20 protein-coding genes and 3 pseudogenes are annotated in these 16,233 nt (G+C 68.9%); 14 read left to right on the top strand and 9 right to left on the bottom strand.

The features are described 5' to 3' along the window. From ASJ79_RS02960 to mrf, 3 genes and pseudogenes are all read right to left on the bottom strand, one after another. Positions 1-245: pseudogene (locus ASJ79_RS02960) on the bottom strand (ergothioneine biosynthesis glutamate--cysteine ligase EgtA); the annotation flags it as partial. 111 nt (positions 246-356) lie between these two features. Then, positions 357-962: a sensor domain-containing protein gene (locus ASJ79_RS02965; RefSeq protein ID WP_082753636.1), complete on the bottom strand. Its 606-nt coding sequence runs from the start codon at positions 960-962 to the stop codon at positions 357-359. 82 nt (positions 963-1,044) lie between these two features. Further along, positions 1,045-2,169: a ribosome hibernation factor-recruiting GTPase MRF gene (gene mrf, locus ASJ79_RS02970; RefSeq protein ID WP_067953078.1), complete on the bottom strand. Its 1,125-nt coding sequence runs from the start codon at positions 2,167-2,169 to the stop codon at positions 1,045-1,047. A gap of 104 nt (positions 2,170-2,273) precedes the next feature. On the opposite strand from mrf, the gene rpmB reads away from it, so the two are divergent. The 4 genes and pseudogenes from rpmB (at position 2,274) to ASJ79_RS30670 (ending at position 3,156) form a co-directional block, all read left to right on the top strand. Beyond that, positions 2,274-2,510, top strand: coding sequence for a 50S ribosomal protein L28 (gene rpmB, locus ASJ79_RS02975; RefSeq protein ID WP_067953046.1), 237 nt, complete (start codon positions 2,274-2,276; stop codon positions 2,508-2,510). Then, positions 2,510-2,674, top strand: coding sequence for a 50S ribosomal protein L33 (gene rpmG, locus ASJ79_RS02980; RefSeq protein WP_011782614.1), 165 nt, complete (start codon positions 2,510-2,512; stop codon positions 2,672-2,674). The genes rpmB and rpmG overlap by 1 nt, the downstream gene beginning before the upstream one ends. Further along, a complete protein-coding gene (gene rpsN, locus ASJ79_RS02985) occupies positions 2,674-2,979 on the top strand; it encodes a 30S ribosomal protein S14 (RefSeq protein WP_067953048.1) in 306 nt (101 codons plus the stop codon). Before rpmG ends, rpsN begins: the two co-directional genes overlap by 1 nt. After that, a pseudogene (locus tag ASJ79_RS30670) lies at positions 2,976-3,156 on the top strand (30S ribosomal protein S18). Before rpsN ends, ASJ79_RS30670 begins: the two are co-directional and overlap by 4 nt. Before the next feature lie 201 nt (positions 3,157-3,357). Here ASJ79_RS30670 and ASJ79_RS02990 read toward each other — a convergent pair. The 4 genes from ASJ79_RS02990 to ASJ79_RS03005 form a co-directional block, all read right to left on the bottom strand. Continuing rightward, positions 3,358-3,732 carry a hypothetical protein gene (locus ASJ79_RS02990; RefSeq protein ID WP_067953050.1) on the bottom strand — a complete coding sequence of 125 codons (375 nt, stop codon included), beginning with the start codon at positions 3,730-3,732 and terminating at the stop codon, positions 3,358-3,360. 78 nt (positions 3,733-3,810) lie between these two features. Continuing rightward, positions 3,811-4,905 (bottom strand): DUF4185 domain-containing protein, encoded by a 1,095-nt coding sequence (locus ASJ79_RS02995; protein WP_067953080.1) that lies wholly within the window; start codon positions 4,903-4,905, stop codon positions 3,811-3,813. 18 nt (positions 4,906-4,923) lie between these two features. Beyond that, the gene (locus ASJ79_RS03000) at positions 4,924-5,970 is read right to left on the bottom strand and encodes an aspartate-semialdehyde dehydrogenase (RefSeq protein WP_067953052.1); all 1,047 of its coding nucleotides are present in this window, start codon (positions 5,968-5,970) and stop codon (positions 4,924-4,926) included. A 1-nt stretch (position 5,971) separates the two neighbouring features. Continuing rightward, a complete protein-coding gene (locus ASJ79_RS03005) occupies positions 5,972-7,237 on the bottom strand; it encodes an aspartate kinase (RefSeq protein WP_067953054.1) in 1,266 nt (421 codons plus the stop codon). A gap of 106 nt (positions 7,238-7,343) precedes the next feature. Between ASJ79_RS03005 and ASJ79_RS03010 the strand changes: the two genes are divergently transcribed. From ASJ79_RS03010 to ASJ79_RS03055, 10 genes are all read left to right on the top strand, one after another. Continuing rightward, positions 7,344-7,928: a nitroreductase family protein gene (locus ASJ79_RS03010; protein WP_067953082.1), complete on the top strand. Its 585-nt coding sequence runs from the start codon at positions 7,344-7,346 to the stop codon at positions 7,926-7,928. 17 nt (positions 7,929-7,945) lie between these two features. Then, positions 7,946-8,269: a helix-turn-helix transcriptional regulator gene (locus ASJ79_RS03015; protein ID WP_067953057.1), complete on the top strand. Its 324-nt coding sequence runs from the start codon at positions 7,946-7,948 to the stop codon at positions 8,267-8,269. Continuing rightward, positions 8,266-8,532, top strand: coding sequence for a hypothetical protein (locus tag ASJ79_RS03020; protein ID WP_067953059.1), 267 nt, complete (start codon positions 8,266-8,268; stop codon positions 8,530-8,532). The genes ASJ79_RS03015 and ASJ79_RS03020 overlap by 4 nt, the downstream gene beginning before the upstream one ends. Then, positions 8,529-9,149 carry a maleylpyruvate isomerase family mycothiol-dependent enzyme gene (locus tag ASJ79_RS03025; protein ID WP_067953061.1) on the top strand — a complete coding sequence of 207 codons (621 nt, stop codon included), beginning with the start codon at positions 8,529-8,531 and terminating at the stop codon, positions 9,147-9,149. The genes ASJ79_RS03020 and ASJ79_RS03025 overlap by 4 nt, the downstream gene beginning before the upstream one ends. 241 nt (positions 9,150-9,390) lie before the next feature. Beyond that, on the top strand, positions 9,391-10,698 hold the full coding sequence (glnT, locus tag ASJ79_RS03030; protein WP_067953063.1) for a type III glutamate--ammonia ligase: 1,308 nt from the start codon (positions 9,391-9,393) through the stop codon (positions 10,696-10,698). A 33-nt stretch (positions 10,699-10,731) separates the two neighbouring features. Next, positions 10,732-11,640: a glutamine amidotransferase gene (locus ASJ79_RS03035; protein ID WP_067953065.1), complete on the top strand. Its 909-nt coding sequence runs from the start codon at positions 10,732-10,734 to the stop codon at positions 11,638-11,640. Next, the gene (locus ASJ79_RS03040; protein ID WP_067953068.1) at positions 11,628-12,311 is read left to right on the top strand and encodes a protein glxC; all 684 of its coding nucleotides are present in this window, start codon (positions 11,628-11,630) and stop codon (positions 12,309-12,311) included. The genes ASJ79_RS03035 and ASJ79_RS03040 overlap by 13 nt, the downstream gene beginning before the upstream one ends. Further along, the gene (locus ASJ79_RS03045; RefSeq protein WP_067953070.1) at positions 12,311-13,654 is read left to right on the top strand and encodes an FMN-binding glutamate synthase family protein; all 1,344 of its coding nucleotides are present in this window, start codon (positions 12,311-12,313) and stop codon (positions 13,652-13,654) included. The genes ASJ79_RS03040 and ASJ79_RS03045 overlap by 1 nt, the downstream gene beginning before the upstream one ends. 2 nt (positions 13,655-13,656) lie before the next feature. After that, entirely contained in the window at positions 13,657-14,862 is a 1,206-nt protein-coding gene (locus ASJ79_RS03050) for an FAD-binding oxidoreductase (RefSeq protein ID WP_067953073.1), read from the top strand. 11 nt (positions 14,863-14,873) lie between these two features. Beyond that, positions 14,874-15,533 carry an XRE family transcriptional regulator gene (locus tag ASJ79_RS03055; RefSeq protein WP_067953075.1) on the top strand — a complete coding sequence of 220 codons (660 nt, stop codon included), beginning with the start codon at positions 14,874-14,876 and terminating at the stop codon, positions 15,531-15,533. Between the two features lies 1 nt (position 15,534). Here the strand turns inward: ASJ79_RS03055 and ASJ79_RS03060 are convergent, their stop codons facing one another. Both ASJ79_RS03060 and ASJ79_RS33635 read right to left on the bottom strand, forming a co-directional pair. Next, positions 15,535-16,098: an amidohydrolase family protein gene (locus tag ASJ79_RS03060; RefSeq protein ID WP_231750700.1), complete on the bottom strand. Its 564-nt coding sequence runs from the start codon at positions 16,096-16,098 to the stop codon at positions 15,535-15,537. Between the two features lie 23 nt (positions 16,099-16,121). Next, positions 16,122-16,233: pseudogene (locus ASJ79_RS33635) on the bottom strand (single-stranded DNA-binding protein); the annotation flags it as partial.

Below are 16,233 nucleotides of genomic sequence, written 5' to 3' on the forward strand. Positions count from 1 at the left end.
ACGGTGACGACGCTGCCGCCGGGCAGCGGCGGCAGCGCGGCGATCGTCGCGGTCACCTCGTCCCAGCCGGGCCGGCGCCGCGGATCGGCGAGGTCGTAGCAGTGGGCCTCGATCTCCAGGCCCACCGGCCCGACCGGGCCGTCTTTCAGGCAGGTGCCGACGATGTGGTGTGCAGCCGCCTCCGCACTGGTCAGTGCGTCCGCGCACTGTCCGGCGACATCGCTGGATGCCATCGTGCTTGCCATCAGCCACCCCCTCCGGGTGTGGATCGACCGCTGCGTCTTTACCCATCTTCCAGAGAGGACCGACAAAGTCCCGCGATTTTTCCGGTGACGATTGGATGACGTCTCGGAGGACTATTGCCCGAGGGTGTTCTGCATGGCACCGGCCAGCACATTGACGGCCGGACCGCCGTTGCCGGACTGACAGACCTTGGCCTGCAGCAGCACGTTCTCCCGCAGCCGGGTGGTGACGAAGCAGCGCCGGTCGGTGCCGGCCTCCTGCTTGACCCAGTCGGCCTCGGTCGCGGTGGTCGGACCGCCGGTGAACGTCCACACCTGGGTGGTCAGGTTGTCCAGGTGCATGGCGGTGGTCTGGCCGTTGCAGCCGACGGTGCGGTCGACGAGCCGGTAGAACGCCCGGTTGGCCGCCTCGCCGGTGGCGAAGACGCCGACCGACTGCTTCACCAGATGTGCGACGTCGGTCGGTGACTCGTGGGTGACGGCGCCGTTGAACGACGCCAGGTCGGGGTCGGCGTACACCTCGGGCAGGCCGATGTCGGCCCAGTTGTTGCAGGCCGGGTTGTCGACGTGGAACGCCTGGAACGGACTGGTGAACACGGACTCGAACCCGAGCCGGGCCCCGACGATGTTGCTGACCGACCCCTTGCTCATCACCGCGTAGTTGACGACGCCGGGATCCGACGGCCGCGCGTGCGCAGGGGCGGACAGCGCCACCGACATCGCCACGAGAGCTGCGGCGGCCGCCGCGGTGACCCTCACGTCAGACCCTCAGCGGAGACGACTTCGATGCGCATTCACCCGATCATGCCAGCCGGCCCTCGTCGGCATGCCCTTCCAGGTGCGCGGCGAACGGGTCCTCGAAGCGGCACCAGTCCTGTGGACGCCGCATCTCGGCGTCGGTGAGCAGCGCGCCGGTGAGTGCGTCGAGGATCTCGGCGGGGTCGGCCCCACACACCAGCACGGTCATCGACGTGTGCCGGTCCCCGTGCCGGTGATCCCAGATCAGGTCCGCCATGGCGCGCCGCTCCGGACCCACGTAGGCGATCTCACGGGAAGTCATGGCGGCCAACCACTTTCCGGCCGGCGTGACACGCATCCCACCCCCGGCGGATTCCAGCCACATCGCGTGGCCGGGCAGGGTGGCCAGCCAGAGCCGTCCCCTGCTGCGGACCACACCCTCGAGCAGCAGATCGACCGCGGCGTGCAGTCGGGCCGGGTGAAAGGGACGGCGGGCCCGGAACTCGACGAGGCGGACCGCGCCGGTGACCCCGAGCGGCGGTTGACCCGCCAACAGTGAACCGTGCGGGTCGTCGCTACGCCCGCGCCGCGCATCGGGTTCCAGGTTCGCCAGCGCGAGGTTCAGTCGTTTCGTGCCGACGGTGACGCGTGCCCTGGGGGCGAGCCTGCGGGTGACGGCGAGGGTCTCGGGGTCCGGGCGGGTGAGCACGACGACGTCGGAGAACTCGACCTGGGAGACGACCACCTGTGCGACGGTGCGTCCGTCGTCGAGTTCGTCGTCGCCCACTGCCTGCTTGAGCCAGGTCGCGGGGTCGACGGTGGCGATGACGGCCGACATCGCCACGTCCCGCGCCGCGGGCGAGTGCGCGATGGCGAAACAGACCGGCTCGGGTTCCATCCACGCATTGAGTCGCACCGCGATGCGGGCGACATCGGGTCTGCGGTGCAGTCGGCGCAGGTGCCCGAGCAGGCTCTCACGGACCGTGCAGGACAGACAGCAGTTGGTGAGCTCCAGAACCTCCTCCACGGCGGCGGGCAGCCCACCCTGCATCAGGGTGGTTCTGCGGTGCACGACGTGCCCGTCGAACCTGTGCTCCACCAGAGCCGTGCCCTCGCCGCTCAGCAGAACACGGGAGACGTCGGCGCCGGCGTCGCCCTGTCCGGCCACGACGACGACCGGCGTGCGCATCTGCATGGAACCTCCTCTAATGGGAATGATTTTCAATAACGTCGGGTTCACGCTACAGTTCGCGATACACCTTGTCGAAAATCATTTTCATTAGGAGGAGTGTCGTGTCCGCTCACTGCCAGGTCACCGGCCGCGTGCCCGGCTTCGGCAACGCGGTGTCGCATTCACACCGCCGCACCCGCCGCCGCTGGGATCCGAACATCCAGACCAAGACGTACCACCTGCCGTCCGAGGGCCGGCGGATCCGGCTGCGGGTCAGCGCGAAAGGCATCAAGATCATCGACCGCGACGGCATCGAATCGGTGGTCGCTCGTCTGCGCCGGGAAGGACAGAAGGTCTGATGGCGCGCAACGAGATCCGGCCCTTGGTCAAGCTGCGCTCCACCGCGGGCACCGGCTACACCTACATCACGCGCAAGAACCGCCGCAACGACCCCGACCGGATCACCCTGCGAAAGTACGACCCGGTGGTGCGCAGGCACGTCGACTTCCGCGAGGAGCGTTGATGGCCAAGAAATCGAAGATCGTGCAGAACGAGCGGCGCCGCCAGGTCGTCGCTCGCTACGCCGAGCGCAGAGCCGAACTCAAGGCGCTGATCAAGTCGCCCTCCACCTCGCCAGAGGCCCGGGCGAAGGCGCAGTCGGAACTGAACCGTCAACCCCGCGACGCCAGCCCGGTCCGGCTGCGCAACCGGGACTCGGTCGACGGCCGGCCACGCGGGCATCTTCGCAAGTTCGGCCTGTCCCGGGTGCGGGTACGCGAGCTCGCGCATCAAGGCCAGCTGCCCGGCGTCCGGAAGTCGAGCTGGTGAAGGCGAAGCGGCGCGACGACGCGCCCCCGAAGAAACGCCGAAACCTGTTGAAGAGTCTCGGGATCGAATACGTCGACTACAAGGACACGGCGACGCTGCGGCAGTTCATCCGCCGCCGTGAAGAACGCCCGCGAGATGGCCCTTCTGCCCTACCCGGGTCAGGGCCCGTCGCGCTGACCGGGACGCGGGCTCGTAGCTATCCGCCGGACCGACGAGCGTACGTTTTCTGATGGATTTGCAGCGATTCCCGTCAGAATCCGTACGTTCGCGAACGAATTCGCCGAACGCTCCGCCGGATCCCGACCGTCAGCGATGCTCGGGCTCGGCGCGCCGCCGACAGTCGTTGCGTACGCAATCCGAGAGAAAACGCGCGTCAGATCAGGGACGCGGCGCCGCGCTCGGTGTCGGAGCGGCCGGGCCGCCGGGCGGACGCGGCGCCTCGATCACCGGCCCGCGGTCGAACCCGTCACGCGGACCCATCGGGAACATCGCCGGGCCGGGATGTCCCACCATGCCGTGGCCGCGGACGTGGAAGCGGGGACCGTCGTCGATGTTCTTGCCCACGAAGACCCCGGCGCCGAAGATGACGGCCACGATGAACACCGAGCCGGCGGCGATGCCGACCCACGCGGCGGCCTTGTTGAGCCGGCTGGGCTGCTGTTGGAGGTAGCCGGTCGGCGGTCCGGCAGGCGGGGCTGCGATCGGGGCGGTGGTCGGTTCGGTCTCGGACGGGGGCGGTGTTGCTTCACTCATGGCCGCGATCCTGCGCCGCGATCCACTGTCGGCGTTAGGTGCCGGCTGTGAATCAGCTATGAGTGCACGGTCGCAGCCTCACCAAGCCGGCTTGATCGGGTTCACCACGAACTGGAGCACGCGGTACGGGGCGCCGCCGCGGGGCATGGTGTTCCACTGGCTGACGAACACCCGCACCGCGTCCGGGGTCGACCTCGGCGAGATGTACCCGCCGTAGGGCTGGGCGAGCCGGTTGTCCTGCGGGGGTGGCAGATCCTCGACGCGGTCCGGCCACGGCGCGGCGACCACTACCGTCGTCACCGGCGCCGTGCCCAGCTGCGTCGGGTCGTTGGCGACCCGGATCTCCATGTTCCCCGTGGTGGCGTTGAAGTACGACAGCACCGTCTGCCCGTCGATCTGGCGCACGCTCATCTCGCCGACCCGGTCGGGCCACAGCGGCACCGGCTCACCACCCCATCCGGTGCCCGTCCAGCCTTGCCACGAAGCGCGATCGGTGAACGATTGCGGCGTGGCCCGATAGAGCACGACGGGCCCGCTGCGGTCGAAGCTGTTGGCCACGATGTACACCCAGCCGCGCGGTGACTCCTCTGTCGGGATCGGGTCGTAGTAACCGCTGATCTGCGACTGCCGTCCGCCCGCATACCCCGCATCGCGTTCGGATCCCGGAATGGTCTGCCAGTTCCCTTGCCCGGCAACCGCTTTCACCAGACGTGAGGTCTGCGGTCGCAGATCCCTGGTGGTGGTCACCAGCATCCAGTTCTCGCGGTTGATCGCGATGACGCCGGCGGGCAGCTGCGAGGCACCCGGCGGCGTCGGGTCGGCCAGCAACGGCACCGACACGCCCGTCACCCCGTCGTAGCGCACTCCGCCCGGATCCTCGAGCGAGTCCCCGACCACATGCAACGCGATCGGCGAGTACCAGCCCCCGAAACCGACGCCCTGCCCGGCGAAGCTGTCCCCGCACACCTGCAGGGTGCCGCTCGGGAACTCCATGAACTCACACAGGTCGGTCGCACCGATGCCGTAATCGGCTGTCAGCGTTCCGGTTCCGGCGACCGGGCCGAGACGCAGAACCTGGCCGGGCGGCAGCGTAGGCAGCTCCGCCGGCGGCGTCGCACTCGCTGCCGAAATGGCATTCCAGCAGAGAAACACCGAGAGGAGCCCTGCTGGAATGCAATTTCGGCGGGACACTTACAACTGGGCGGCCAGCAGCTCGGCGATCTGGATGGTGTTGAGCGCCGCACCCTTGCGCAGGTTGTCCCCCGAGACGAACAACGCCAGCCCGCGGCCGTCGGGCACCCCGGGGTCCTGGCGGATCCGGCCGACCAGTGACTCGTCGACCCCGGCGGCGGCCAGCGGAGTCGGCACGTCCACCAGTGTCACGCCGGGCGCCGAACCGAGGATCTCGGTGGCCCGCTCGACGGACAGAGGTCGGGAGAATTCGACGTTCATCGACAGCGAGTGCCCGGTGTAGACCGGCACGCGCACACAGGTGCCCGACACGGCGAGATCCGGGATGCCCAGGATCTTGCGGCTCTCGTTGCGCAGCTTCTGGTCCTCGTCGGTTTCCCCGGACCCGTCGTCGACCAGCGAACCGGCCAGCGGCACCACGTTGAACGCGATCGGCGCGACGTACTTGTCCGGCGCCGGGAAGTCGACCGCGCGACCGTCGTGCACCAACGACCGGCTGCCCTCGACGACGGCCGTCGCCTGCCCGAACAGCTCCTCGACACCGGCCAGCCCACTGCCCGAGACCGCCTGGTAGGTCGAGGCGATCATCCGGACCAGCCCGGCCTCGTCATGCAGCGGCTTGAGCACCGGCATCGCGGCCATGGTGGTGCAGTTGGGATTCGCGATGATGCCCTTCGGCAGGGACCGGACCCGGTCGGCGACGTCGCGCTCGAAGTTCACCTCGGAGACCACCAACGGAACGTCGGGATCCTTGCGCCACGCCGACGAGTTGTCGACGACGATCGCCCCCGCGGCGGCGAACCGCGGCGCCTGCACCCGCGACATCGTCGCCCCCGCGGAGAACAGCGCGATGTCCAGACCGGACGGGTCGGCCGTCTCGGAGTCCTCGACCTCGATCTCGCGGCCCTGGAACTCCAGCTTCTTGCCCGCCGAGCGCGCCGAAGCGAAGAACCGGACCTCGTCGGCGGGGAACTCGCGCTGCGCCAACAGGGTTCGCATCACCTGGCCGACCTGGCCGGTCGCCCCGACCACACCGATGTTCACCATCTCAGCGCCCCGTCCCTGCGTAGACCACGGCTTCCTCGTCGCCGCCGAGCCCGAACGCCTCGTGCAGCGCTGCGACCGCCCGATCGAGTTCGGTGTCCTTGATCAGCACCGAGATCCGGATCTCGGAGGTGGAGATCAGGTCGATGTTGATGCCCGCGTTGGCCAGCGCCTCACAGAACGTCGCCGTCACTCCGGGGTGGCTGCGCATCCCGGCGCCGATCAGCGACACCTTGCCGATGTGGTCGTCGTAAAGCACACGGGTGAAACCGATTTCGTCCTGCAAAGCGGTCAGTTTCTCCACCGCGCCCGGCCCGCTCTCCCGCGAGCAGGTGAACGTGATGTCGGTCTTGCCGTCCTCGACCTTCGAGATGTTCTGCAGCACCATGTCGATGTTGACGTCGGCGTCGGCGACGGCGCGGAACACCTTGGCGGCGTAGCCGGGGACGTCGGGCAGCCCGACGACGGTCACCTTGGCCTCCCCGCGGTCGTGGGCAACTCCGGTGAGGATGGCGTCTTCCATGGGGATGTCCTCGATCGATCCTTTGACGAGTGTGCCCGGCCTGTCGGTGTACGACGACCGGACGTGGATGGGCAGGTTGTAGCGGCGGGCGTACTCGACGCAGCGCAGCATCAGCACCTTGGCTCCCGCGGCCGCCATCTCCAGCATCTCTTCGAAGGAGACGGTGTCGAGCCGGCGCGCGTTGGACACGATGCGCGGATCGGCGGTGAAGATGCCGTCGACATCGGTGTAGATCTCGCAGACGTCGGCGTCGAGCGCCGCGGCGACGGCCACCGCGGTGGTGTCCGACCCGCCGCGGCCCAGCGTGGTCACGTCCTTGGTGTCCTGGCTGACCCCCTGGAAACCGGCCACCAGGACGATCTGGCCTTCGTCGAGCGCGTTCCGCAGCCGGCCGGGGTTGACGTCGATGATCTTGGCGTTGCCGTGGATGCCGGTGGTGATGACGCCGGCCTGCGACCCGGTGAAGGACCGCGCCTGCGCGCCCAGCGACTCGATCGCCATCGCGACCAGGGCGTTGGAGATGCGTTCACCGGCGGTCAGCAGCATGTCGAGTTCCCGGGCCGGCGGGGCCGGGGACACCTGCTTGGCCAGGTCGAGCAGCTCGTCGGTGGTGTCGCCCATCGCCGAGACCACCACCACGACGTCGTTGCCCGCCTTCTTGGTCTCGACGATGCGCTCGGCCACACGGCGGATGCGCTCGGCGTCGGCCACCGAGGATCCGCCGTATTTCTGTACGACGAGCGCCACTGCAGAACCTTTCACTAGCTTTGGGTCGATTGCGAACCGCGGGGGAGATCCCATAAAGGATAAAGGCTGCGCGCACCCGATTTTTTCCGCCGGTAACGTGCAGGTCGTGCCCGCCGTGCCCGCCGATCGGTCGGCCGACACCTCGGTCCCGATCCACGCCCCGATCGCCCAGCGCTGGAGTCCGCGCGCGTTCGACCCCGCCGCCGAGCTGTCGCGGGACGACCTGACCGCGCTGCTGGAGGCCGCGCGGTGGGCTCCGACGTGGGGAGGACGGCAGCCGATCCGGTTCGTGGTGGGCCTTCGCACGGATGTGACGTTCACGACGATTGCCGCGCTGTTGCGGCGCGGCAACAGCTACGCGACCGCTGCCAGCGCGCTGATCCTGCTGTGCGCCGACGACGGCGAGGACGAGAAGACGCAGCGCTACGCCGCGGTCGACGCCGGCGCAGCTATGGCCAACATCACGATCGAGGCCGTCTCCCGCGGCCTGATCGCCCACCCGATGGCCGGCTTCGACGTCACCGGAGCCGGCGAGGCCTTCGCGCTGCCCGCCGGGTTGCGGCCGTTGATGGTCATCGCGGTGGGCCGCCTCGGTGACCACGCCGCGGTGGCTCCGGAGATCGCCGAACGCGACCTGCGGCCCCGCCGTCGGCTTCCGCTGGACGAAATCGTCCTCAACCGGAATCGGTAAGTGCTAACTTACCGTTAGTGACCACTTACCGAACTGCCGATCCCTGGGACGCCATCGCCGACGGCACCCGGCGCTCGATCATGCAGCGCCTCGCCGCGGGGCCGTGCGCCGTCGGTGAGCTGGCCCGCGACCTTCCGGTCAGCCGGCCCGCCGTCTCCCAGCACCTCAAGATCCTCAAGTCCGCGGGCCTGGTCTGCGACCGCGCCCAGGGGACGCGGCGGGTCTACCAGCTCGACCCCGAGGGCATCGCAGCCCTGCGCGCCGACCTCGACCGCTTCTGGACTCAGGCCCTGGCCGGCTTCAAAGACATCGTCGAACAGGACACACAGGAGCAGACATGACCCAGCCCGTCCGCAGTCAGATCGTCGTCAACGCCTCGGCCGAGCGTGCGTTCACGGTGTTCACCACGCAGTTCGGCGACTTCAAACCCCGCGAGCACAACCTGCTCGGTTCCCCGATCGTCGAGACCGTCTTCGAACCGAGGGTGGGCGGCCATATCTACGACGTCGGGGCGGATGGCTGGCGGTCGGTCGCCGACGGGGTGGGCGGCGAGGGCGGCTGGCCGCTGTACGTGCGGCGCTTCGCGGAGTTGGTCGACCGATGAGCACGCAGATGGAGATGGCCCGCGCCGAACGTGCCGACTTCGCCGACTTCCTGGCCACCCTGACCCCGCAGCAGTGGGACGCCGGCACACTGTGCAGCGCGTGGACGGTCAAAGACGTGGTGGCGCATGTGATCAGCTATGAGGAGCTCGGGTTCGCCGGGCTGATCAAGCGGTTCGCCCGTGGACGGGTGGTGCGCGCGAACGAGGTGGGGGTGCGGGAGTACTCGTCATTGACCCCGGAGCAGCTCGTCGCGTTCCTCGCCGAACATGTTCGGCCCCAAGGGTTGACGGCGCGCTTCGACGGCATGATCGCACTGGTCGACGGAACCGTCCACCAGCAGGACATCCGGCGCCCGCTCGGGCTGCCGCGCACGATCCCGCCGGACCGGCTGCGGCGGGTTCTGCAGCTGCTGCCGCCCAACCCGAGGCTCGGCGTGCCCTGGCGGATCAGGGGGCTGCGGTTGCGCGCGACCGACGTCGACTGGGAGTACGGCCGCGGGCTCGAGGTCACAGGGCCCGGAGAAGCGCTGATGATGGCGCTGGCGGGCCGGGTCCACTCCGTCGACGAGCTCACCGGCCCGGGCCGGGCGGTGCTCGCCGCGCGCCTGCAGCGCTGAGATCGATTGCTCCACAGCGATTCATAAGCGCCATACCGGCGCCGCGTTTACCTCGACGAAACGCACCGCGACTGCGCATGTAACACGGCGTCGGTACTGACAGTGAACGGCTCTGCTTCGGAGCCGCCTTCCAACGTGAGGCGTCCTGCGAGATCCCGCCCGCCTGACGCGGGCCGCTCGCCGTGCACGTGGTTTCCCTGCGTGATACTTTGATTCACAACAAGAGACAAGGATCGAAAAAATGGCTCCTGATCTGGCCACTCTGGCCGAGCAATCCGGCACGAAGTTCATCCTCGCGCTGTTCGTCGACCTGCGGGGCAAGCCGTGCGCCAAGCTGGTGCCGGTCGAGGCGATCGACCTGCTCGCCACCGAGGGCGTCGGCTTCGCCGGCTACGCCGTCGGAGCGATGGGCCAGGAACCCAAGGACCCGGATCTGATGGCCATCCCGGATCCGGAGTCGTTCACCCCGATCCCGTTCATCAAGGACGGCCTGGCGATCGTGCACTGCGACCCGCACGTCAACGGGGAACCCTGGCCCTATGCGCCACGGGTCATCCTGAAGTCCCTGATCCAACGCTGCTCGGACGCCGGCTTCGAACCGTGGGTCGGTGCCGAGGTCGAGTACTTCCTGTTGTCCCGCAACGACGATGGCAGCATCGCGGTCGCCGACACCGCCGACACCGCCGCCCAGCCGTGTTACGACGCCCGCGGCGTCACCCGGATGTATGACCACCTGACCGCCGTGTCGACGGCGATGAATCAACTCGGCTGGTCCAATTACGCCAACGACCACGAGGATGGCAACGGACAGTTCGAGCAGAACTTCAAGTTCGCCGACGCGTTGACCACTGCCGACCGCGTCATCACGCTGCGCTACCTGCTGTCGATGATCGCAGCCGAACGCGGCATGATCGCCACCTTCATGGCGAAACCGTTCGGCGACAAGACGGGTAACGGGCTGCACTTCCACCTTTCCCTGACCAGTGCCGGCGCCCCCGTCTTCCCGGCAGAGGACGACGAGCGGGGCCTGGGCCTGTCCGACACCGCATACGGATTCATCGGCGGAATCCTCGAGCACGCGTGTGCGCTGCAGGCCGTGGTGGCGCCAACGGTGAACTCCTACAAGCGAACCGGTGCCGTCTCGACGTCGTCGGGAGCGTCCTGGGCGCCGCGGCAGCCCACCTACGGCGGCAATGACCGGACCCACTACATCCGGGTACCCGACTCCGACCGGATCGAGATGCGCGGCGGTGACGGCTCAGCCAACCCGTACCTGGCCATCGCCGCCGCGCTCGGCGCCGGCATCGACGGCATCAAACGCAGCACCGACCCCGGCGCCGTCGGTCAGGGCGTCAGCACGCGGACGCTGCCGCTGACGCTGTTGCACGCGGTGGAGGACTTCGAGACCGACCCGGTGGTGACCGGTGTCCTCGACGCCGCCGGCGAGGGTGTCGCGGCGTACTTCGCCAACCTCAAGCGCGAGGAGTTCTTCTCCTATCACAGCTCGGTCAGCCCCTGGGAGCTCGACTATTACCTCACGGCTTTCTGAGCCGGATTCACCGATTAAGGAAGGGCTTCAGCAATGTGCGGGATTGTCGGGCTACACCTGCGGACACCCGAGCTCTACCCCCGGCTCGGGGAGCTGCTGACCGGCATGCTCTGCGAGATGGGCGATCGCGGCAGCGATTCGGCCGGGGTCGCGGTCTACGGTGACCCAACCTGGTCGCCGCCGGGCCGCGGATGCGTGTCGGTGGCCGACCTCGGCACCGGCCGGGCAGAGGACGCCGACCAGGTCGCCGCGGCGGTCGCGGCGGCACTGGGCGGCGACGTGTCCGGGGTGGCCGTCGACGTCAGCTTCGTGCTGTCGGCCGACGTCGGTTCCGAGATCCTGCTGGACGCGGTGCGTGCGGCCTACCCCGAGGCGCTGGTCGCCGGCTTCGGCCCGGACATCGCGGTACTCAAGGGCGTCGGGCACCCCCGGCAGCTCACCGACGGGTGGGCGCTGACCAAGGCGCAGGGATGGCAGGGCGTCGGGCACACAAGGATGGCCACCGAGTCCGCGGTGACACCCGCAGGCTGTCACCCGTATGCGGTCGGCCCCGCCCAGTGCATGGTGCACAACGGTTCGTTCGCCAACCACGCCACCATCCGGCGCGAGCTGCGCGCCGCGGGCGTCCCGTTCGACAGCGAGAACGACACCGAGGTGGGCGCCCGCTTCATCGCCAAACTGCTGTCCGAGGGCCGCGACGTCGAAGGCGCATTGAAGGAGCTCTGTGCGGTGTTCGATGGCTTCTACACGCTGCTGGTCTCCAACCGCGACTCGTTCGCCGTGGTGCGCGACGCGATCGCGTGCAAGCCGGCGGTGATCGCCGAGACCGACGACTGGGTCGCAATGGGCAGCGAATACCGCGCCCTGGCAGGCCTTCCCGGCGTCGAGAAGGCCAAGATCTGGGAACCCGAACCTGAGGTGGTGTACGCATGGAGCCGCTGACCTACGACCTCGCCGCGACCCCGCTGCGCGAGGTCAACGCCGCGCTGCACGCGCCGGGCCTGTCCGGTGAGGTCGTCATCCAGAACCCGGCCGGCGCCCACAATGTCGCGGTCGGTCTCGACGCACCGGTCACCGTGACCATCGACGGACATGTCGGCTACTACGCCGCGGGCATGAACCAGCACGCCGATGTGGTGATCAACGGCAACGCCGGAACCGGCGTCGCGGAGAACATGATGAGCGGCTCGGTCTGGGTGAAAGGTGACGCCTCCCAATCGGCCGGCGCCACCGCACACGGTGGCCTGCTGGTCATCGACGGCAACGCCGCCGCCCGCTGCGGTATCTCGATGAAGGGTGTCGACATCGTCGTCGGGGGCAACGTCGGCCACATGAGCGCGTTCATGGCCCAGGCCGGACGGCTGATCATCCGCGGCGACGCGGGCGAGGCGCTGGGCGACTCCATCTACGAGGCGCGCATCTACGTCCGCGGCGACGTCGCCTCGCTGGGCGCGGACTGCGTCGCCAAACCGATGCGCGACGAGCACCACGAGGAGCTGGAAAAGCTGCTCAAGACAGCGGGTTTCGAGGGTGACGACACCCACGCCTACACCCGGTACGGGTCGGCGCGATCGCTGTACCACTTCCACGTCGACAATGCGAGTGCCTACTGATGAGCAACAGCCCTGACGACCGCGCCCGGCTCGGCCTGCGCGAATCGGCGACCTTCGACCGGACCACCATCGCGGCCATCCAGCGTGCCGCCGACACCGGCATCTACGACATCCGCGGCTGGGGAGCCAAGCGTCCGCTCCCCCATTTCGACGACCTGCTGTTCCTCGGCGCCTCGATGTCGCGCTACCCGCTGGAGGGTTACCGGGAGCGCTGCGCCACCGACGTCGTGCTCGGCGACCGGTTCGCCAAACACCCTCTGCACCTTGACATCCCGGTCACCATCGCGGGAATGAGCTTCGGCGCGCTGTCCGGTCCGGCCAAGGAGGCCCTCGGCCGCGGAGCCAGCGAGGTCGGCACGTCCACCACGACCGGGGACGGCGGGATGACACCCGAGGAGCGCGGCCAGAGCAAATACCTCGTGTACCAGTACCTGCCGTCGCGGTACGGCATGAATCCCGACGACCTGCGCAAGGCCGACGCGATCGAGGTCGTGCTCGGCCAGGGCGCCAAGCCCGGCGGCGGCGGAATGTTGCTGGGGCAGAAGATCTCCGAACGCGTCGCGGGTATGCGCACGCTGCCTCAGGGCATCGACCAGCGCTCGGCGTGCCGCCACCCCGACTGGACCGGCCCGGACGATCTGACCATCAAGATCAACGAGTTGCGTGAGCTCACCGACTGGGAGAAGCCGATCTACGTCAAGGTCGGCGCCACCCGCACCTACTACGACGTCAAGCTCGCCGTGCACGCCGGCGCCGACGTGGTGGTGGTCGACGGGATGCAGGGCGGCACCGCCGCCACCCAGGAGGTCTTCATCGAGCACGTCGGGATCCCGACGCTCGCGGCGATCCCGCAGGCGGTGCAGGCGTTGCAGGAACTGGGAGTTCACCGCAAAGTACAGCTGATCGTGTCGGGCGGTATCCGCAACGGCGCCGACGTCGCCAAGGCGCTGGCGCTCGGCGCCGACGCCGTCGCGATCGGCACGGCGGCGCTGATCGCGCTCGGTGACAACCACCCGCGCTATGCCGCCGAGTACGAGAAGCTCGGCAGCGCAGCGGGTTTCTTCGACGACTTCCAGGACGGCAGGGATCCGGCCGGCATCAGCACCCAGGATCCGGAGTTGGCCGCCCGCTTCGACCCGGTCGCCGGCGGCCACCGGTTGGCGAACTACCTGCGGGTGCTGACGATGGAAGCCCAGACGATCGCCCGTGCCTGCGGCAAGTCACATGTGTGCCATCTCGAACCCGACGATCTGGTCGCGGTGAGCATCGAGGCGGCGGCGATGGCCCGTATCCCGCTGGCCGGCACCAACTGGATCCCGGGGCAGAACGGGTCGGGCTGGTGACCATGACCGAGACAGCGGACGTCGTCATCGTCGGCGGCGGCCTGGAGGGCGCCGCGACCGCGTGGGCGCTGAGCCGCCGTGGTGTCACCGACGTCGTCGTCGCCGAACGCAACACGGTCGGCTCCGGGATGACCGGCAAGTCCAGCGGCATCATCCGGTGCCACTACGGCGTCAGCTCGCTGGCCGCGATGGCCGCCGACGGGCTCGCGGTCTTCGAACAGGCCCAGGACATCTTCGGATCCGACATCGGCTTCCGGCAGACCGGCTACGTCGTCGGTGTCGGAGAACCCAACGTCGAGGCGCTGCGCAAAAGCCTTGCCGCGCAGCGTGCTGTCGGCGTGGAGACCGAGGAGATCGACAAGGCCGAGGTGGCGAAGGTGTGGCCGTTCGCCGATCTGACCCCGTTCGCGGCGTTCGGCTGGGAGGCCCGCGGCGGTTACGGCGACGCCTATCAGACCGCGCAGGCGTTCTCCACGGCGGCGCGCGAGGCCGGCGTGCGGGTCCGGCAGGGCACCACGGTGACCGGCCTGCTGCGCGACGGCGACCGCGTCACCGGCGTCCGGACCGCCGACGGCACCGAGATCTCGGCGGGCACGGTCGTCGTCGCCACCGGCGCATGGACCCGTCCGTTCCTGGCGCCGTACGGCATCGACGTACCGATCAAGGTGATCCGCGAACAGATCGTGATGATCGCGCCCGGGATCGACAGCGCGGCGGTCGGACGGCTCCCCGTCTTCTCCGACCTGGTGTCCCTGCAGTACGTCCGCCCCGAGACCGGCGGGGAGATCCTGTTCGGCAACAGCGATCTGCCCGGCTACGACGCGATCGACCCCGCCGATCCCGACGCCTACCTGAACCGGGCCACCGACGAATTCGTCGACATCACCGTCGACAAGGTCGGCACCCGCTTCCCAGGCTTCCCCGACGCGGCGATCTCCAGCAGCTACGCCGGCTGCTACGACGTGACGCCGGACTGGAACCCGATCATCTCGAAGGCACCGCTGGACGGGCTGGTGCTGGCCGCCGGGTTCAGCGGGCACGGTTTCAAGATCGCGCCGGCCGTGGGCCGGCTGGTCGCCGACATCGTGATCGACGGCCACAGCAGTGACTCCCGCATCCCCGCGTCGGACTTCCGGTTCTCCCGGTTCGACGAGGGTGATCCGCTCAAGACGCCCTACCCTTACGTCGGGGCGGGGCAGATGCGCTAGACAGGAGACTTGTGTCCTCTGCTGACGATCACGTGCCGCTCCTTCGCAACACCTCCGGCACGGCCCGCGACCGGGATCCCGCCGCGCCGGTGGAGGAGCTGGAGATCGAGGCCGCCATCGGCCGCAACGTGCGATTGCTGCGGCTGCAACAGGGGCTGACCGTCGCCGAGACCGCCACCCGGGTGGGCATCTCCAAGGCGATGATGAGCAAGATCGAGAACGCCCAGACCTCCTGCAGCCTGTCCACGCTGGCGCTGCTGGCCAAGGGTTTCGACGTGCCGGTGACCAGCCTTTTCCGTGGCGCCGACGTGGAACGGCCTGCCGCGTTCGTCAAGTCGGGTACCGGTGCCCGCATCGTGCGCGAGGGCACCCGCGAGGGCCACGAGTACCAGATGCTGGGTTCGCTGCGCGGCGAACACAAGCGGCTGGAGTGCCTGCACGTCACACTGTCGGGGAAGAGCCAGACCTATCCGCTGTTCCAGCATCCCGGCACCGAGTTCATCTACATGCTCGAAGGCGTCATGGACTACAGCCACAGCCGGTCGGTGTACCGGCTGTACCCGGGTGACTCACTGCAGCTCGACGGTGAGGGCGCGCACGGCCCCGTCGACCTCGTCGAGGTGCCGATCAGGTTCCTGTCGGTGATCGCGTTCCCGGACTCGCAGGTGTGACTCAGCGTCGGCTGTGCACACGCTCGCCGGCGACGAACACGTCGTCGACCCGGATCCCGAGCAGCTCGTCGGCCGGCGTGGCGAGCGGGTTGCGGTCGAGCGCGATGACGTCGGCGAACTTGCCGGCTTCCAGCGTGCCGCGGGTCTGTTCCTCACCGAGGGCGTAGGCGCCGCCCACGGTGTGCATGCGCAGCGCCTCGGCGACACCGACCCCTTCGTCGGGGCCCAGACCCAGATCGTGGAACGTCCGCCTGCGGACGGCGCTGGCGATGCTGAGGAACGGGTTGGTCTGCCCGATCTCCGAGCCCACCCAGACATCCGAACTGCCCGACACCGGCCACCCGTCGGCGAGCATCCGTCGCAGCGGGAACTGCCGCTCCCGGCTGTAGTCGCCGACGTACTCGGGCAGGAACTCGGCGAAGTTGTAGATGAACACCGGCTGCGGAACGGGCACGATGCCGGCCTCGGTCCAGGCGCGGGTCAGTTCCGGGTAGTCGGGGACGAAGTTGCCCGCGTGCTCGACGCGGATCCGGGGGCCGTCCGCCGCGCGCTCGACGGCGGCCAACGCCCGGCACACCTCCAGCTGCGCCCGGTCTTCTGATGCACGGCCAGGCGGGGCAGCTCCTGCAACGCGTCCAGCACCTCGCCCTTGCGCCCGACCAACTTGTTCAGGTCGGTGCCGCCGTCGATGCTGACGACC

It is taken from the genome of Mycobacterium sp. NAZ190054 (genome assembly GCF_001545925.1).
Classification (GTDB): Bacteria; Actinomycetota; Actinomycetes; order Mycobacteriales; family Mycobacteriaceae; genus Mycobacterium.